The 16,788-nt window shown below is 71.2% G+C and carries 17 protein-coding genes; 6 read left to right on the forward strand and 11 right to left on the reverse strand.

The genetic code is table 11. The features are described 5' to 3' along the window. Positions 1-16: 16 nt before the first annotated feature. The 5 genes from manA to QSK25_RS32580 form a co-directional block, all read right to left on the reverse strand. Positions 17-1,231 carry a mannose-6-phosphate isomerase, class I gene (manA, locus tag QSK25_RS32560; RefSeq protein WP_285643977.1) on the reverse strand — a complete coding sequence of 405 codons (1,215 nt, stop codon included), beginning with the start codon at positions 1,229-1,231 and terminating at the stop codon, positions 17-19. 19 nt (positions 1,232-1,250) lie between these two features. Further along, positions 1,251-2,315 (reverse strand): SIS domain-containing protein, encoded by a 1,065-nt coding sequence (locus QSK25_RS32565; protein ID WP_285643979.1) that lies wholly within the window; start codon positions 2,313-2,315, stop codon positions 1,251-1,253. 5 nt (positions 2,316-2,320) lie between these two features. Then, entirely contained in the window at positions 2,321-2,521 is a 201-nt protein-coding gene (locus tag QSK25_RS32570; protein WP_285643981.1) for a Trm112 family protein, read from the reverse strand. A gap of 10 nt (positions 2,522-2,531) precedes the next feature. Beyond that, positions 2,532-3,884, reverse strand: coding sequence for a phosphomannomutase/phosphoglucomutase (locus tag QSK25_RS32575; protein ID WP_285643982.1), 1,353 nt, complete (start codon positions 3,882-3,884; stop codon positions 2,532-2,534). Between the two features lie 83 nt (positions 3,885-3,967). Continuing rightward, a complete protein-coding gene (locus tag QSK25_RS32580) occupies positions 3,968-4,336 on the reverse strand; it encodes a DUF3499 domain-containing protein (RefSeq protein ID WP_285643984.1) in 369 nt (122 codons plus the stop codon). 93 nt (positions 4,337-4,429) lie between these two features. On the opposite strand from QSK25_RS32580, the gene QSK25_RS32585 reads away from it, so the two are divergent. After that, on the forward strand, positions 4,430-4,873 hold the full coding sequence (locus QSK25_RS32585) for a metallopeptidase family protein (RefSeq protein WP_285643986.1): 444 nt from the start codon (positions 4,430-4,432) through the stop codon (positions 4,871-4,873). Positions 4,874-4,881: 8 nt separating this feature from the next. On the opposite strand, the gene QSK25_RS32590 is transcribed toward QSK25_RS32585, so the two are convergent. Both QSK25_RS32590 and QSK25_RS32595 read right to left on the reverse strand, forming a co-directional pair. Beyond that, a complete protein-coding gene (locus QSK25_RS32590) occupies positions 4,882-8,040 on the reverse strand; it encodes a glycosyltransferase family 2 protein (RefSeq protein WP_285643988.1) in 3,159 nt (1,052 codons plus the stop codon). Between the two features lie 31 nt (positions 8,041-8,071). Continuing rightward, a complete protein-coding gene (locus tag QSK25_RS32595) occupies positions 8,072-8,377 on the reverse strand; it encodes a WhiB family transcriptional regulator (RefSeq protein WP_051784712.1) in 306 nt (101 codons plus the stop codon). Between the two features lie 245 nt (positions 8,378-8,622). Here QSK25_RS32595 and QSK25_RS32600 point away from each other — a divergent pair, with 245 nt between their 5' ends. The 4 genes from QSK25_RS32600 to QSK25_RS32615 are packed head-to-tail and all read left to right on the forward strand — an operon-like array spanning position 8,623 to position 12,204. Further along, positions 8,623-9,378: a site-2 protease family protein gene (locus tag QSK25_RS32600; protein ID WP_285643991.1), complete on the forward strand. Its 756-nt coding sequence runs from the start codon at positions 8,623-8,625 to the stop codon at positions 9,376-9,378. Positions 9,379-9,411: 33 nt separating this feature from the next. Beyond that, positions 9,412-10,365 (forward strand): 2-phospho-L-lactate transferase, encoded by a 954-nt coding sequence (gene cofD / locus QSK25_RS32605; protein WP_285643993.1) that lies wholly within the window; start codon positions 9,412-9,414, stop codon positions 10,363-10,365. Beyond that, complete coding sequence (locus QSK25_RS32610; protein ID WP_285643995.1) at positions 10,358-11,680, forward strand: coenzyme F420-0:L-glutamate ligase; 1,323 nt, start codon at positions 10,358-10,360, stop codon at positions 11,678-11,680. The genes cofD and QSK25_RS32610 overlap by 8 nt, the downstream gene beginning before the upstream one ends. Continuing rightward, entirely contained in the window at positions 11,677-12,204 is a 528-nt protein-coding gene (locus tag QSK25_RS32615; RefSeq protein ID WP_285643997.1) for an NUDIX hydrolase, read from the forward strand. Before QSK25_RS32610 ends, QSK25_RS32615 begins: the two co-directional genes overlap by 4 nt. Here QSK25_RS32615 and QSK25_RS32620 read toward each other — a convergent pair. Then, complete coding sequence (locus tag QSK25_RS32620; RefSeq protein WP_352236643.1) at positions 12,201-13,034, reverse strand: DNA-3-methyladenine glycosylase family protein; 834 nt, start codon at positions 13,032-13,034, stop codon at positions 12,201-12,203. The two genes, QSK25_RS32615 and QSK25_RS32620, sit on opposite strands and share 4 nt — an antisense overlap. A gap of 87 nt (positions 13,035-13,121) precedes the next feature. After that, the gene (gene manB / locus QSK25_RS32625; RefSeq protein ID WP_285644000.1) at positions 13,122-14,189 is read right to left on the reverse strand and encodes a mannose-1-phosphate guanylyltransferase; all 1,068 of its coding nucleotides are present in this window, start codon (positions 14,187-14,189) and stop codon (positions 13,122-13,124) included. 101 nt (positions 14,190-14,290) lie between these two features. On the opposite strand from manB, the gene QSK25_RS32630 reads away from it, so the two are divergent. Further along, entirely contained in the window at positions 14,291-14,698 is a 408-nt protein-coding gene (locus tag QSK25_RS32630; RefSeq protein WP_285644002.1) for a hypothetical protein, read from the forward strand. Between the two features lie 28 nt (positions 14,699-14,726). Here QSK25_RS32630 and QSK25_RS32635 read toward each other — a convergent pair whose 3' ends face one another. After that, on the reverse strand, positions 14,727-15,575 hold the full coding sequence (locus QSK25_RS32635; RefSeq protein WP_285644003.1) for a glycosyltransferase family 2 protein: 849 nt from the start codon (positions 15,573-15,575) through the stop codon (positions 14,727-14,729). Positions 15,576-15,585: 10 nt separating this feature from the next. Then, a complete protein-coding gene (locus QSK25_RS32640) occupies positions 15,586-16,716 on the reverse strand; it encodes a glycosyltransferase family 4 protein (protein WP_285644161.1) in 1,131 nt (376 codons plus the stop codon). Between the last annotated feature and the right edge of the window lie 72 nt (positions 16,717-16,788).

The raw sequence follows: 16,788 nt of genomic DNA on the forward strand, positions 1-16,788 counted from the left end.
TTTGTCCGGCCGAACCTTAGTCTGTTCCGGCGGTCGCGCGGAAAAGTTCGGCGGATTCGACACCATCCGGTCGCACGAGGACAGCGGGGTCCGCCGCCGGCAGCCACACGGACTCACCGCGGGACAGCCGGAGCTCCTCGCCACGACCGTTCGCGAGTACCACCGCACCGGCCGTGCAAATCATGATCTGCGGACCGTGGTGGTCGATCCGGGTCTCGCCGGTCAGGTCCAACCTGGACAGTTCGAACTCGGGCGCGGGCGTGCGGTAGACGCGGACGCCCGGCTGGACCTCCTCGCCCAGCAGGACTTCCATGTCACCGCACGTGAAGTCGAGCACGCGCAACAGCTCGGGCACGTCGACGTGCTTCGGGGTGAGGCCGCAGCGCAGGACGTTGTCCGAGTTCGCCAGGATCTCGATGCCCGTTCCGCGCAGGTACGCGTGGAGGTTGCCGGCGGGCAGGTGGATCGCCTCGCCCGGCTGCAGCACGATCCGGTTCAGCAGCAACGCCGCGAGCACGCCCGCGTCGCCGGGGTACGACTCGCCGAGCTCCAGGATCGTGCGGCACTCCATGTCGAACTCGCCGTGCTCCTTCACGTGCAGCACGCACGCGTCGAGGACCTGCGGCAGCAACGACGACAGCGAGGTCTGCGGGAGCGTGATCAGCATCGTGAACAACGCGCGCAGGCCGGAGGAGTCCGGCTGGGCGACCAGCATCTCCGTGTACGGCGCCAGGTCGGGTGCGTCCAGGCTGCGCAGCAGGGCGACCGTGCGGTCCGGGGAGCGGAAGCCGGCCAGCGCGTGGAACTCGGTCAAGGCGCAGATCAGTTCCGGCTTGGCGGCCGGGTCCTTGTAGTTGCGGACCGGCGAGTCGTGCGGCACGAGACGTGCCTCCTCGGCCGCGAAGCCCTCGGCCGCCTGCGCCGCCGACGGGTGCGCCTGCAGGCTCAGCGCCTCCTCGGCGGCGAGCACCTTGAGCAGGAACGGGAGCCTGCTGCCCCACCGCTGCGCCACCTGCGGGCCGAGCTGGCCGTCGGGGTCCGCCGTCAGCAGGTCGAGCAGCGAGCGCTCGACCCCGTCCGCGCCGAGCACGCGGGACGGGTCGCCGGGGTGGGCGCCCATCCACAGCTCTGCCTCGGGATGGGGTGCGGGCACCTCCTTCCCGAGCAGCTCGGCGATGGCCGTGCGTGATCCCCACGCGTACGGCCTGACCGCGTTGTGCAGCAGGTCCACTTCTAAGTCAGCTCCCAAATCAGTACGGGTTGCCGCCGAGAGTCCCGGTGGCGAGCCCGAGGTACAGCGCGGCCAGTTCGAAGCGGAGCGCGAGCAGTGCGGCGCTGACCGCGTCGCCTCCCGCCACCTCGACGGCCGGCTCGAGCACGTCGGCTCCCGGCAGGGCGTCCTCGGCGGCGTGCCGCACAGCATCGGCCACCGGGCCCTGGCGCACGGCCAGCAACAGCACGCGCACGAGTCCGCTGCCCGGTTCGTCGTCCGGGTCCGCGAAGAGGTCTGCACCGGAAGTCCCCTGCACCGCGCGGCGGTGCAGCACCGGGCGGGTCAGCGCCTGCGGGTACCCGCAGACGTCGCTCGCGACACCGGCGAACGCCGCCAGCGCGCCCGCGCCGTGCCCGCCGACGGCCGTGGCGACCTCGTCGAGGCCCCACAGCAACGGCGTGCGGTCGGCGACGCGCAACGCGAGCGACTTCGCCGGGTTCACGAACGACTCGTGCATCGGGTGGTCGCGCTCGGCCTCGCGGTCGAGTTCGTCGGCGATGAGGTCGACGTCGACCTTGAGCAGTCCGAGCGCGTGCAGCACCAGCAGCCACGCGGCGAGCGCGCGCGGGAAGCTGAAGCCCGGCGGGACGTCGACGCGCGGCGGCAGCAGCACACCGCGACCGGCGGCGGCCGCGGCGACCGGACCCGCGTCGGGTGCCGTCAGCAACGTGCGGGCGCCCCGGCGGACGGCCCGGTCGATCGACTCGGCCAGCACCCGGTCACCGGGGTCCTCGGTGTGCGCGAGCACCACGTCGAGCGCACCGACCCACGGCGGCACCTCGTCGGCCAGCACGACCGGCACCGAGCAGGCGGGACCGAGCAACGCCATGACGACCTCGGCGACCGCCACCGCGTGGCCGGGCCGGGTGACCAGCACGACCGCGCGCGGGCGTTCGGCGAAGATCCGCTCCACCCCCGCCTCGGCCGCGGCCTCGGCGGTGGAACGGACCTGTGCCCCCGCCCGTGCGGCGGCGCGCAGCCAGCCACCCGTGTCGGCGTCGGCGAGGCGGCTCGAGTCGTCGAGCAGCGTGTCGTCGAGCACCTACGTCACCCAGCCGACGGCGGCTCGACCGCCTCGTCCAGCAGCAGCACCGGGATGCCGTCGCGCACCGGGAACGACCTGCCGCACGAGGTGCACGTCAGGAAGTCGGCCTCGGGGTCGTTCGGCGTCCCGACCTGCAACGGCGCGTGCTCGGGGCACGGGCAGGCGAGGATCTCCAGCAACTGCTCTTCGAGCTTGACGGCCACGGTTCTCTCCTCAGGCCCGCACGATCGCGAGGACCTCGTCGCTGAGCGCGGCGACGGCCTCGGGGGTGGCGGCTTCGACGTTCAGGCGCAGCAGCGGCTCGGTGTTCGAGGCCCGCAGGTTGAACCACGACCCGTCCGCCAGCTGCACGGTGAGACCGTCGAGCTCGTCGATCGTGACGCCGTCCTTGGAGCCGTACGCGTCCTTGATCGCGGCGATGCGACCGGCCTGGTCGGCCACGGTCGAGTTGATCTCACCGGAGGCGGCGTAGCGGTTGTAGACCTCGGTCAGCTTCGACAGCGGGCCGTCCTGCTCGCCCAGCGCGGCCAGCACGTGCAGTGCGGCCAGCATGCCGGTGTCGGCGCGCCAGAAGTCGCGGAAGTAGTAGTGCGCGGAGTGCTCACCGCCGAAGATGGCGCCGGTCTTGGCCATCTCCTCCTTGATGAACGAGTGGCCCACGCGCGTGCGCACGGGGTTGCCGCCGTGCTCCTTGACGATCTCGGGCACCGCGTGCGACGTGATCAGGTTGTGGATGATCGTGCCGCCGGGGTCCTTCGCGAGCTCGCGCACGGCCACCAGCGCGGTGATCGCCGAGGGGCTCACCGGGTCGCCGTTCTCGTCCACCACGAAGCAGCGGTCCGCGTCGCCGTCGAACGCGACACCGGCGTCGGCGCCCTCGGCCAAGGTGGCGGCCTGCAGGTCGACGATGTTCTTGGGGTCGAGCGGGTTCGCCTCGTGGTTCGGGAAGCTGCCGTCGAGCTCGAAGTACATCGGGACCACCTCGATGGGCAGGCCCTCGAAGACCTGCGGCACCGTGTAGCCGCCCATGCCGTTGCCCGCGTCCACGACGATCTTGAGCGGGCGGATGTCCTTGAGGTTGACCAGCTGGTTCAGGTACTCGGCGTACTCCGCGAGCATGTTCCGCTCTTCGAAGGTGCCTTCTTCGACGCCCTCGGCGTCCGGGACCTGGTTCTCGGCGTCCTGCCGGATCTGCGCGAGACCGGAGTCCTGGCCCACGGGGCTGGCGCCGGCGCGGCAGAGCTTGATGCCGTTGTACTGCGCCGGGTTGTGACTCGCGGTGAACATGGCGCCGGGCAGGTCGAGCTTGCCGGACGCGAAGTAGAGCATGTCCGTGCTGGCCAGGCCGATGCTGATGACGTTCACGCCCTGCGCCTGCGCACCGGCGGCGAACGCCCTGCTCAGCTCCGGCGAGGAGTCGCGCATGTCGTGGCCGATGACGATGGTCGGTCCGCCGACGAGGCGGGCGAAGGCCGCGCCGAAGTCACGAACCAGGCCGGCGTCCAGCTGCTCGCCGACCACCCCACGGATGTCGTACGCCTTGACGATGCCGGACAGGTCACGCACGCCGCACACTCCCAGGAAACTCGCTCTTGACGGCCACTGGTCGGCAGCCTACCGGCGAGAAGATTAGCGGTGCGTGTGGTCGCTCAGTCCTCGTGCGGGTCGGGCAACACCCGCAGGTGGCCACGCCGATGACTGCCCGCGCTGCCCGCGGGCACGTCGGGCAGTTTCGGGGACACGTCAGCGCGCCCGGCCTCGCGCACCGCCTCGGCCAGGGCCGTCAGGTCGTCCACGCTCGGCTCGGGCGCCGCGAACTCACCCTGGTGCCTCACGACCTCCCAACCGCGTGGCGCGGTGAGCCGCAGCGCGTGCTCCTCGCACAGGTCGTAACTGTGCGGTTCGGAGTACGTGGCGAGCGGCCCGACGACCGCGGTGGAGTCCGCATAGGCGTAGGTGAGCGTGGCGACAGCCGGGTTAGCACACCCGGTTCGCGAGCACCGTCTCACGCTCCGCACGATCGGGGACGATAGCGCGTCCACGGGATGCTGTGTGTGAGGCACGCTGTGTTTAGTCGTCAGGGCGAACAACTAGGCTGCTGGGTTGTGGTGATGGCACGGGGTTCACAGCGGCAGGATTCGCCGCGCCGACGCAACCGCGACCGGCACGGCCGAGGCCTGCGCGGCCCGCTCTACCCGGCCACCCTCCCGGCGGCCCGCTCGCGCGCGGAACGCTTCGACGCCCTGGTCATCGAGGCCCTGGAGCCCATCGAGACCCGCTGGCGCACCGAACTCACCCAGCTGGACGTGGCCGTCGACGACGTGCCCGAGGTGCAGGTCGAGGGCGAGGACGGCGTGGTCGAGGACGGCAACGTCCCCCTGGCCCGCCTGCTGCCCGCGGGCTCCGACAACCGTGCCCGGATCGTTCTCTACCGCCGCCCGCTGGAGGCCCGCGCGAAGGACGGCGCGGACCTGGCCGACCTGGTGCACGACGTCCTGGTGGAACAGGTGGCGAACTACCTGGGCCTGGACCCGGACGTCGTCGACGAGGGCTGAGACACCCCTCACACCTTTCTCCTGGTCGGGATCGCGGTCAGCAGCGTGAACAACGCGGCCGCCGCCTGCCCGAGCAACAGGAAGTCCCTCAGCGTCGTGCTCATGGACGCGCGCACCTCCGCGCCGCCGGACGGCAAGGGCACCCCGACCAGGTGACCCCACGCCCGCACCACGGGCACCTCGGCCCCGTCCACGAACACCCGCCAGCCGGGTTCGTCCTCGGCGGCGAGCACCAGCACGCGCCCCTCCCCGCCGGGTGACACCTTCACGGCGACCTCGGGCAGCGTCACGTTGACCGGCGCCACCCCGTCGGCCCCCACCGCCTCGGGTGGCTCCCCACCGGTCCGGGCCCGCCGAGCCAGATCAGGCGCCAGCAACACCCCCGTGTCCGAGGTGAGCCGCATCCGCAGCACAGGCCGCCCGTCGGTGGCCCGGGGCGCCTCGGACACCGACTCCCCGGCGGCTCCTCGCACACGCGCCGCCGCGTCGTCCGACGGCAGCACGATGAACGAGACACCGGAAGACGCGGCCTGGGCCAGCGCCAGCTTCACCGCGGGCCCGGCCCCGTCCAGCAACGACGAGTTCCACCGCCGCAACCGAGCGGGCGAGGACACCGTGGGCACCAGGTCGTCGTCCCCGAACGCCGGCAGCCGCCCGGCCACCTGGCGCACCGGCGACCCGAGGATCAGCACCGACCGCCCGGTCCGCTCCAACTCCGCGGTCAACGAGGAGTTCAGCGCCACCCCGCCGTCGGCCTTCAACGGCCCGGACCGCAGGTCGAGCAGCCCAGCGACCCCCAAACTCACCAGCGTCACCACACCGACGACGTACACAGCGCGACGAACACGGGCCAACCGTGCGATGCCCGGCGGCACCCCGCGCTGACACCCGGCGAGCACCACACACACGAGCCCCCACGCCAGCAACACCAAGGGCGTCCCGGGCCACGCACCTACAGCTGCCACGGCGGCCAGGGCGCCGATGGCCAGCACGATCACCAGGAGCCCGGGCAGCATCAGGACGTTGGGCCGCAGCACGGCGGCGGCGAAGGCGGCCGCCACGAACACCGAGCACACGATCAGGTTGGGCGGCGGCGACGAGTAGGCGGCGCCGAGGCCGTTCAGCACCATGTCGGGGTGTTGCAGCAACACAGCGGGCCACGGCAGCAGCAATGCCATCGGCAGCAGCACGATCGCGAACAGGGCGGCGATCCGGCGTGCCCCGCCCGTCACCGCCACGAAGCCGGCCAGCGCACCCACGATGATCACGACGTGGGTCAGCGGCGAGAAGGCGCCGAGGACGGCGACACCGATGGCCGTGCCGGACGCCATCGGCAGCCAGGCGTGGGTGGACGACGCGCGCAAGACCGCGTACACGCCGGCGAACACCACGGGCGTGACGATGTGCACGACGACGACGTCCAAACGACCTTCAGACACCGCAGTGGTGGCCACAGGCAACAGCCCGTAGAAGGCCGCGACCACCGCGCGCACGGAACGTCGTACGCGCAAGCCGCGTGACGCGATGTAGGCCGACAACGCCGCGAGCGGGATGTCGCCGAGCAACAACAACGCGACGGCGAACGACGGTCCGCCGGGGATCAGGCCCAGCACGGCCAGCGCTGCCGGAGCGGGCGCCGCGGTGCCACCGCCCACCGGGTGCCACGACGCCAGGTAGGTCGACCAGACCTCCCCCGCCGACCCGACGGGCAGCAGACGGCCGCCGGCGAGGTCCAGGCCGAGCCGCGACCAGTTCGCGATCAGGGCGACGACCGAGAGTCCCAGCACCAGCAGAACGGGCGGCGCCAGCAGCAGTGATCGCAGCACCCGCGACTGGTCGACCTCGACGAAGACCGTGCCGGGAGCGCCACGGGGTCCGGGAGAGGGGCGGGGCCGCGGCGACGGGCGCAGCGCACCCGGCAGCGCGGCGTCGACGGGCACCACGACGGGCGGGCGGCGCAGACCGGCGACGCGGGGACGGCCGCGCGACGCCCCGGCCGGCAGAGCGGACGGGCCGACCGGCCGAGAGTCCACTTCGGACGGTTCGAGCCAGGTCGATCCGGAATCGGTTGCGGGCAAACGACCCAGCGCGGCGTCGGCGAGCACGCGACGGCGGATCAGGAACGTCGCTCCGGCCCGGACGGCGTTGCGCAGCCGGGTGAGTCTGCTGGTGAAGAGGCCGCGCACGACCGCGGAGCCGCGGCGCGCGCGCCGGCCCTCCAGCAAACGGCCCCGCGTGAGGAGGTAACGGGCCGCTCCCACCTCGGCGTGTGCGTCGGCGAAACGCCGGAGGAGGAGGAAGCCGAGAGCCCGCAGCAGCGACAAGACCAGCAGCCGCGGAAGTCCCACCAGAAACGAGGAACCTGAACAATTGACCAAGAAAGTGCGCATGCCGTGCGCCCGGTCGACACCGCGAAATGACGGACCCGGCCGAGCCATCGCCGCGTCCAAACGGCGTGCCCCTTTAGTTGCGGCGCGCGCATGTCGCATGCGTGCGACCGGTACGCACAGGACCAAATGACCTGAGCGATTAGCGCGCCAGCCGAAGTCGAGATCGTCACGCAGCAACGGCATCGCTTCGTCGTAACCGCCGAGGGAGTGCCACACCTCACGTTTGATCAACGATCCGGCGGACGAGACGGCGAGAACCTCGGTGCTCTGCTGAAACGATGCGGAATGTTCCGCGGAGGACAGACCCGTCTGTCGATGTCCTGAAGAATCCGTCGAGAGACCCGCTTCGACGACGAGCCGAGAATCCACCCAATCGAGGCACAGCGGACCGAGCACCGCGGCCGACGGGGACACCTCGGCGGCGGTCAGCAGAGCCGCCAGGCAGTCGGGTTCGGGCGCGCTGTCGTCGTGCAGCAGCCACACCCACTTGCCGGGGTCACCCCAGCGTTGAACAGCGTGTTCCACCGCGATGCGCACGGCGGTGCCGAAGCCCGTGCCGCGCGGCGCGGTCAGCACCCCGTCCAGCAGGTCCTCCGCCTCGGCCAGCACCTTCGCCGTCCGGTCGGTGGACCCGGTGTCGACGGCGATCACGTGCCGTGGACGAATTCGCTGGCGGCGCAAGGCAGACAGCGCCGTGCTGAGCCACTGGTCGCCGTCGTGGCAGACCAGGACGCACAGCACCGGCGCTGTCCGGAGCCTCGGGTGAGGGCTTGTCACGCCCCCAAGTTAAGGCAAGAAGATCACGCTTTTAGACAGCTCTCTTCTTCAGCTTGCGGCGTTCTCGTTCACTGAGACCACCCCAGATGCCGAAGCGTTCGTCGTGCTGGAGCGCGTACTCCAGGCACTCCGAACGAACCTCGCAGCCCAGGCAGATGCGCTTGGCCTCCCGCGTCGAACCGCCCTTTTCGGGGAAGAACGCCTCGGGATCCGTCTGCGCGCAGAGCGCGCGCTCCTGCCAGTCCTGCTCGTCGGCAGGGTCGAACAGGTACGACAGCTCGCCCTGCACGACCGGCTGCGTGACGTGATCTTCTTCGAGCTCTTCGAATTCCTGCATTTCGTCCGCCTCCTCGCCTTCCGCTCTCCCCGGTTGGCGGACGCCAGACGCCGTTCCCACAACGACGAATGACACCGATGTGATTACACCTGCGTCACAGCGGGCGGTCAAGCGGAGTCCACACGTCGGGGGATATTCGCGCAGATGGCCGCAAAAACCTTGACTCGCTGCACAGACAGTGATTCAGGTGCCGCGACCCGTTCCCGAACGGCCCACACCGCCGTCCGACACGCCACACTGGTGGGGTGAAGCGATCAGCGGTTCGCCCCAGCCCACTGTTCCTCGGCCTGCTCGCGGCGGTCGTCGCCGGAGCCGCCCTCACCCTGGTCGAGAGCGACGTCGCGATCAAGTCGGGCACCATCCTCTTCGTACTCGCCGGGTGGGCGGTGACGCTGTGCCTGCACGAGTTCGGGCATGCCGCCGTCGCGTACAAGGGCGGCGACTTCTCCGTACGTGACAAGGGTTATCTCACCCTCGACATCCGTCGTTACACCGACCCCGTGCTCAGCATCGTGCTGCCGCTGGTGCTGCTGGTCATGGGCGGAATCCCGCTTCCGGGTGGTGCCGTCTGGATCAACCACCACGCCCTGCGGAACAAGCGGATCGAGTCGTTGGTCTCACTCGCGGGACCGATTTCCAACCTCGTGATCGGCGTGCTGCTCGCGTTCGTCGTCGCGTTCACCTCGCCGCCGGCCGCGCTCGCCAACGCGATTTCGTACCTTGCTTTGTTGCAGGTGTTCGCGTTCCTCCTCAACATCCTGCCGGTGCCCGGCCTCGACGGCTGGGGCGCGATCGAACCGTTCCTGCCCTACGAGGCCCAGCGGTTCGGCGCCAAGGTCCGGCCGTGGGCGCCGCTGGTGCTGTTCGCGCTGCTGATCGCCTTCTCCGAGGTCAGTGGCACCTTCTTCCGCCTGTCGCTGGACTTGTTCCGGCTCATCGGCGGCGACCCCTACTCGGCGTTCGTCGGCAGCGAGACCTTCATGTTCTGGCGCTCGATTTAGGGGCCGGCCAGCGCTGTGGAAGCATGGGCGGGCGTGAAGGTCGTAGCACTGGTCGGCGGGGTCGGCGGCGCGAGGTTCCTGCAGGGCCTCAAAGCACTCGGGGCGGACGTCACGGCGGTGGTCAACACCGGCGACGACGTGTGGATGCACGGGCTGCGCATCACCCCTGACCTCGACACCTGCATGTACACGCTGGGCGGCGGGATCGACACCGAACGCGGCTGGGGTCGCGCAGGCGAGTCGTGGACCGTCAAGGAGGAACTCGCCGCGTACGGGGCCGAACCGTCGTGGTTCGGCCTGGGCGACCGGGACCTGGCGACCCACCTCGTCCGCACGCAGATGTTGCGCGCGGGCTATCCGCTGTCCGCGGTCGTGGAGGCGCTGTGCGACCGGTGGCAGCCGGGCGTGCGGCTGCTGCCGATGACGGACGACCGCATGGAGACGCACGTCGTCGTGGAGATCGACGGCGAGCAGAAGGCCATCCACTTCCAGGAGTGGTGGGTGAAGCACCGGGCCGGCATCCCCGCGCAGTCGTTCGCGTACGTCGGCGCCGACACCGCGACGGCCGGTCCCGGCGTGCTCGACGCGATCGCCGAGGCCGACGCGGTGGTCCTGGCCCCGTCCAACCCGGTGGTGAGCGTCGGCACGATCCTCACCGTGCCCGGCGTGCGCGACGCGTTGCGCAAGACCGAGGCCGGGGTCGTGGGCCTGTCCCCGATCATCGGAGGGAAACCGTTGCGGGGCATGGCCGACGCCTGCCTGGACGCGATCGGCGTGGAGACCTCGGCCGAGGCGGTCGGGCGGCTCTACGGCTCCCGCAAGTGCTCGGAGGACGGCATCCTGGACGCGTGGCTGGTGCACACCGGCGACCGCGCCGACGTGCCCGGCGTCGCGGTCCGCGCGGTCCCGCTGCTGATGTCCGATGTGGACGCCACGGCGCAGATGGCCCGCGACGCGCTGGAACTGGCCGGGGTCGACGTTGGCTGACCACGCCGCGGCGGCACTGGAACTGCTGCCCGTCACCGGCCTGCCGGAATTTCGCCCCGGCGACGACCTGGCCGGCGCGATCGCTCTTGCCGCCCCCTGGCTGCGTGACGGTGACGTGCTGGTCGTCACGTCCAAGGTCTTGTCCAAAGTGGAGGGACGGCTCGTCCGCGTGCCGGCCGACCCCGAGGAGCGGGACCGCATCCGGCGCGAGCACGTGGCCGCGGAGTCGGTGCGGGTGCTCGCCCGCAAGATGCGCACGCTGATCACCGAGAACAAGCTCGGCATCGTGCAGGCCGCGTCCGGGGTGGACGCCTCGAACGTGGCGGGCGACGAGATCGCGCTGCTCCCGGTCGACCCGGACGGCTCGGCGGCGTCGCTCAGAGCGGCGTTGAAGGCCTCGCTGGGCGTCGAGGTCGCCGTGGTGATCACCGACACGATGGGCCGCGCCTGGCGGATGGGCCAGACCGACGCCGCGATCGGCGCGTCGGGCCTCCGCGTGCTGCACGACTACGCGGGCGCGGTCGACGAGCACGGCAACGAGCTCGCGGTGACGATGGTCGCGGTCGCGGACGAGATCGCGGCCGCCGCGGACCTGGTGAAGGGCAAGCTCGGCGCGGTGCCGGTGGCGGTGCTGCGCGGGTTCGACGTGGTGGACGACGGGTCCACGGCACGCGACCTGAACCGGCCCGTCGAAGAGGACCTGTTCAGCCTCGGCACGGAGGAGGCGCTCGCGCTCGGGCGCGCTCAGGCCGTGCTGATGCGCAAGTCCGTGCGGTTCTACTCGGACGAGCCCGTCGACCTCGCCGTGCTGAAGCGCGCGGTCGGGGCGGCGTTGACCGCGCCCGCGCCGCACCACACGAAGCCGTTGCGGTTCGTGCTGGTGCGGGAGAAGCGCGCGGAACTGCTGCGGTCGATGCGCGAGCAGTGGGAGACCGACCTGCGCGCCGACGGGTTCACCGACGAGCAGATCGCCCGCCGGGTGCGGCGCGGCGACCTGCTGGTGGAGGCACCGGAGATCGTGGTGCCGTTCCTGGTCCGCGACGGCGCGCACAGCTACCCGGACGACCGGCGCGCGGACGCCGAGAAGACGATGTTCACGGTCGCCGGCGGCGCCGCCGTGCAGGGCCTGCTGGTGGCGCTGGCCGCCGAGGGGCTCGGCTCGTGCTGGGTGTCGTCGACGATCTTCTGCGCGGACCTGGTGCGGTCGGTGCTGGGCGTGCCGGACGACTGGGAGCCGCTGGGCGCCGTCGCGGTCGGGCACCCGGTCGAGCCGCTGACGCCGCGTGAACCGCTGGAAGGGCTGATCGAACTGTGACGCTGCACGCCGACACCGTCTCGACGCTGAGCCGGTTCTCGGGCCAGGACGCGTTGAAGGAGGCCTACCTGGGCTTCCTGGCGGCCCGCGAGGACGCCTGCCTGCGCTCCTGCGAACCCGGCCACATCACCGCGTCAGCGCTGGTGCTGGACGCCACCGCGGAGCACGCGTTGCTGACGCTGCACCCGCGCGTGGGCCGGTGGCTGCAACTGGGCGGGCACTGCGAGCCGGAGGACGAGACCCTCGCCGGTGCCGCGTTGCGCGAGGCCACCGAGGAGTCCGGCATGCGCGGGCTGCGGATCGAGCCGACGCCGATCCACCTCGACGTGCACCCGATCACGTGCTCGCTCGGCAAGCCGACCCGTCACTTCGACGTGCGGTTCCTGGTGCGGGCACCGGTGGGCGCGCAGCCGGTGCGCTCGGCGGAGTCCGTGGACCTGCAGTGGTGGCCGCTGGAGCAGTTGCCGGACAACGTGGACGACCTGCACCCGCTGATCGAGAGCGCTCTCACCCGGCTCGGCTAGAACCCGCGGTAGTCGCGCGGCGAGAACCTCGGGGCTCGCCGCGGCCGTTGCATGCCCGCGGACGCCAGGTACATGACGGCGCGATGGCGCTGCGGCTGGTACGGCGCCAGCAACTCCATCATCGCGTCGTCGTCGCCGGGGGTGCCGGTCAACGCCCACGTGACGTTCTTGGCGACGTGGTAGTCGCCGACGCTCACCGCGTCCGGGTCCCCCCAGGACCGTTGCGCGACCTCGGCGGACGTCCACACGCCGATGCCGGGCACCTTCTCGAGCAACTCGCGGCTGCGCATCTCGGCGGCCTTCTCCAGCCGGTGCGCGACCTGGGCGGCGTTGATCAGCGTTCGCCTTCGCGCGCCGTCGAGGCCGCACTGGTGCCACTCCCAGTCCTGCAGGCCCAGCAACCGTTGCGGGGTCGGCGGAACCTTCAGCGGCTTGGGTCCGGGAGCGCTCTCACCGAACCTGCGGCCTAGTTCGCGCCACGTCCGGAACGCCTCCGTCCCGGTGACCTTCTGCTCCAGGATCGAGGCGAACAGCAGGTCCCACACGCGGTTCGCGGCGCCGAGCCGCAGCCCGGGCCGCCGCCGGCGCGCCTCGGCGATGACCGGGTGGTGGGCGACGAACTCGTCCACCGTGTCGTCCGCGCCGAGCAGGGCGGGCAGGCCGTCGAGCAGCCACGGCCCGCCCTCACCCCACGCTTCGGCGAGCACCTCACCGTTCGTCCTGGTGACGTGCAGCGTGCCCGCACCGCACGGCGTGTTCGCCGCGAACCAGACGCCGCCCTCCGCGGAGAAGGACGGGTCGCCGGGCCCGCGGCGCAACGTGCCGAGCACCGCTCCCAGGTCGAGCGGGAACGGTGGAGTCCAGGTTCTGCTGGTGGCGCGGCTCAAAGCGTCGCCGGGGTGCTCGTGGTCACGCCACTAGGCATCCGTCGAGAAGCGCACGCCTGCCTCGGGCAACACCACGCCCGGCCAGACCCGCGCCCCGCCGATCAACTCGCACCGCGCGCCGATCACCGCGGAGTCGCCGACCACGGAGTCCCGCAGCACCGCACCGGCCTGCACGAGCGCACCTGCACCCACGATCGAACGCTCGACCACGGCGTTCTCGCCCACAACGGCACCGTCGAACAGAATCGCGCCATCGAGTACAGCGCCTTCCGCGACCGTGCAGTTCGCACCGACCGTGGCCCCGCCCTTGAGCGTTGCTCCTTCGTGGACGGACGAACCTTCCAGCACCAGGTAGTCACCGGGCTGTGCAACTGCCGCCGACGGCGCGACACCGCGTACGAGGTCCGCGGACCCCTGCACGAACGCCTCCGGCTTGCCGAGGTCCAGCCAGTACGTGGCGTCCACGTGCCCCTGCAACCTCTTGCCCGCGGCGAGCAGCCCGGGGAACGTCTCGCGTTCCACCGACACCGGCCGCCCGGCGGGAATCGCGTCGATCACCTCACGCCGGAACACGTAGCAGCCGGCGTTGATCTGGTCCGTCGGCGGGTTCTCCGTCTTCTCCAGGAAGGCCTGGACGCGCCCTTCGTCGTCCGTCGGCACGCACCCGAAGGCCCGCGGGTCCGCCACCTTCACCAGGTGCAGCGTCACGTCCGCCTCGTGTTTGCGGTGCGTGTCCACGATTCCCGTCAGGTCGACCCCCGACAGGATGTCGCCGTTGAAGACCATCACGTCGGGCTCACGCAGCTTGTCCGCCACGTTGCGTATCGCGCCCGCCGTGTCCAGCGGTACCTCTTCCACCACGTACTCGAGCTCGAGCCCGAGCCGGGATCCGTCCCCGAAGTACTCCTCGAACACCTCGGCCTTGTAACTGGTACCCAGCACCACGTGGGTGATGCCGGCCTCTTTGATCCGCGAGAGCAAGTGCGTCAAAAATGGCACCCCCGCGGTCGGGAGCATGGGCTTGGGAGCAGACAGGGTCAGCGGGCGAAGGCGGGTGCCCTTGCCCCCGACCAGCACCACAGCTTCGACGCCGTGCACCTTTTTCCTCCTCCGCGTTACAGCGAGCCGTTCGACGGAATACTCTGACACGAAGCAGATCGTCATATGGGATCTGGTCCCGGCAAGGAGCTAAATCCGACATGGACCCCCGCGACCGGGCCGACGCCTTGCTCGCCCGCGCCCGCGCACGTGGGCGGAACATCGTGACGCCGGACAACATGACGTCCCCGATGGACGCTTCGGACACGCAACAGATCCCAAGGACGCTGGTCAACGCGGTGGACCCGCGCCGGGACCCGGACTCGACCATGATCCTGGCCCCGGCCCAGATGGGCATGCAGCAGCGCCCGGGCTCGCCGCCGATGCCGACCCAGCCGATGCCCCAGCAGGCCGCGCCGCCGAGGCAACCGGGCCCGCAGGGACCGGGGGGAGCGCCGTCAGATGACGCGGAGATCACTCAGGTCGTGCAGCCGGGGCTGATCCCGACGGTGTCGCACCACCAGCAGAAGCGGAACACGCTGTCGCAGCGGCTCAGCGGCGACATGTGAGAAGGCCCGCGGTCAGCGGGCCTTCGAGTCAGCTGCGGGTGAGAATCTTCACCCGCAGCGCCAGCCCGGCCTTCAGCACGAGCCGGAACGGCGCCCACAGCGCCCCGGTGTGCCGGTCGGCCAGGTACCGGTAGGCGCTCTTGTGGTGCTCCCGCAGCATCCGATCCGAAGACCGGGCGGTCGAATGCCCGCCGATGTGCGTTACCTCGGCGTCGGGCACGTAGACGTTCAGCCACCCGGCGGCACCGACGCGCTCACCGAGGTCGACGTCCTCGAAGTACATGAAGTAGCGCTCGTCGAAGCCCCGCACGGAGTCGAAGGCCTCGCGCCGCATCAGGAAGCACGAGCCCGACAGCCATCCGGCGGTCCGCTCGACGGGTTCCTCCTCCTGCCGGTACGCACGGGTCCAGGGGTTCGACTTCCACACCGAACCGAACAGCGCGTGGCCGACACCGCGCCCGATCGACGGCAGCAGCCGCGCGGACGGGTAGACCTCGCCGGAGGGTTCGCGGATCAGCGGCCCGAACATCCCGCCCCGTGGCCACCGCGACGCGGCCTCGATCAGCGCGTCCACCGAACCGGGTGCGAACTCGATGTCGGGGTTGGCGATCAGCACCCACCCGACGTCCTCGCCCAGCGCGGCGACGCCCCGGTTGGCCCCTCCGCCGTAGCCGAGGTTCCCCCCGGTGGGCAGGAACGTCACGGAAGGCCGAGACGCCGCAACGGCCTCGGGCACCCCGTCGGTGGACCCGTTGTCGGCGAGGACCACCTGCACCGGGCGGGTGGTGGCCTTCTCGAGGGTGTCCACGAAGGGGGCCAGCGTCTCGCCCGGCGAGTACGTGACCGTCACGACACCAAGTCCATCGCCGTAGTTCACGCGCGCCACCCTAGCGCCGGCCGCGACGCACCATCACGGCACGCTCGTACGCCTCGCGGTGCCGGTCGGCGCTGACGGCCCACGAGAAGTCCTTGGCCCGGCGCTGACCGGAGGCGGCCAGCGAGGCACGGCGGGCAGGGTCGTCGAGCAGGTCGGCGATGGCCGCCGCGATGTCGCCTGCGCCCACACCGCAGTAGGCCACGGCCTCGCCACCCACCTCGGGCAACGACAGCCGCCGCGTGGTCAGCACGCAGGCCCCGCACGCCATCGCTTCCAGCACCGGCAGGCCGAAGCCTTCGCCCAGGGACGGGTAGGCCACCAGCTCGGCGCCGCCCAGGAACCCGGCCAGCTGCTCGAACGGCAGGTACCCGGCGCGGATCACGCGGATCCGGTGCGGCACGGAGTCCAGTGCGCGCTCGACCTGGCTGTCCCACCCGGGCTGGCCGGCCAGCACCAGGGCGGGAGGCTCGGCGCGCCCCACCATCGCCTGGGCGAAGCCGCGGATCAGGGCCGGCACGTTCTTGCGCGGCTCCAACGCCCCGAGGAACGCGACGTAAGGCGTGTCGCCCAAGGACAAGGAGCGGCGGACGGCCAGGACCTCGTCGGGCGACGGCGGGTGGAAGCGTTCGGTGTCCACGCCGTGCTGGGCGATGTGCAACGCGTGGCGGTCGGCGCCGGCGACGCGGGCCAGTTCGTCGGCGGTCGCCTGCGAGGGGACGACGCAGAGGTCGGCCCGGCGCAGCGAGGCCCGGGTCCAGGCGCGGAAGAAGCGGGCCTTCACCGACGAGTGCAGCACCGGGTCGGTGAAGAACGTGGCGTCGTGCAGGGTGACGACGGAGGCGGCCTTCGCGGCCAGCGGCAGGGTGTAGTGCGGGGAGTGCACCACGTCCACGCCCAGGCTCCGCACGAGGCGCGGCAGCGTGGTCTGTTCCCAGGCCAGACGGGCCGTCCTGGTGGCCACGGCGTCGGCCGCGCGGATGACGCGGGCGTTCGGGGCGATCTTCGTGAACAGGTCTTCGTCGCGTGGCTGGCACACGACCGAGAGCCTGGCCCCGTCCGCGTCCAGCGCCGCGACGAGCGAGTCCACGTAGCGGCCTACGCCACCACGGTCTGCGGGGATCGCGGTGGCGTCGATCAGCACGCTGGGTTCGACGGAGGGCACGGTCAGCTAGCGTAATGTCATTTGCGAATGCGTCTGACAGGAATGCACTAA

It is taken from the genome of Lentzea sp. NBRC 102530 (genome assembly GCF_030269365.1).
GTDB lineage: Bacteria > Actinomycetota > Actinomycetes > Mycobacteriales > Pseudonocardiaceae > Lentzea.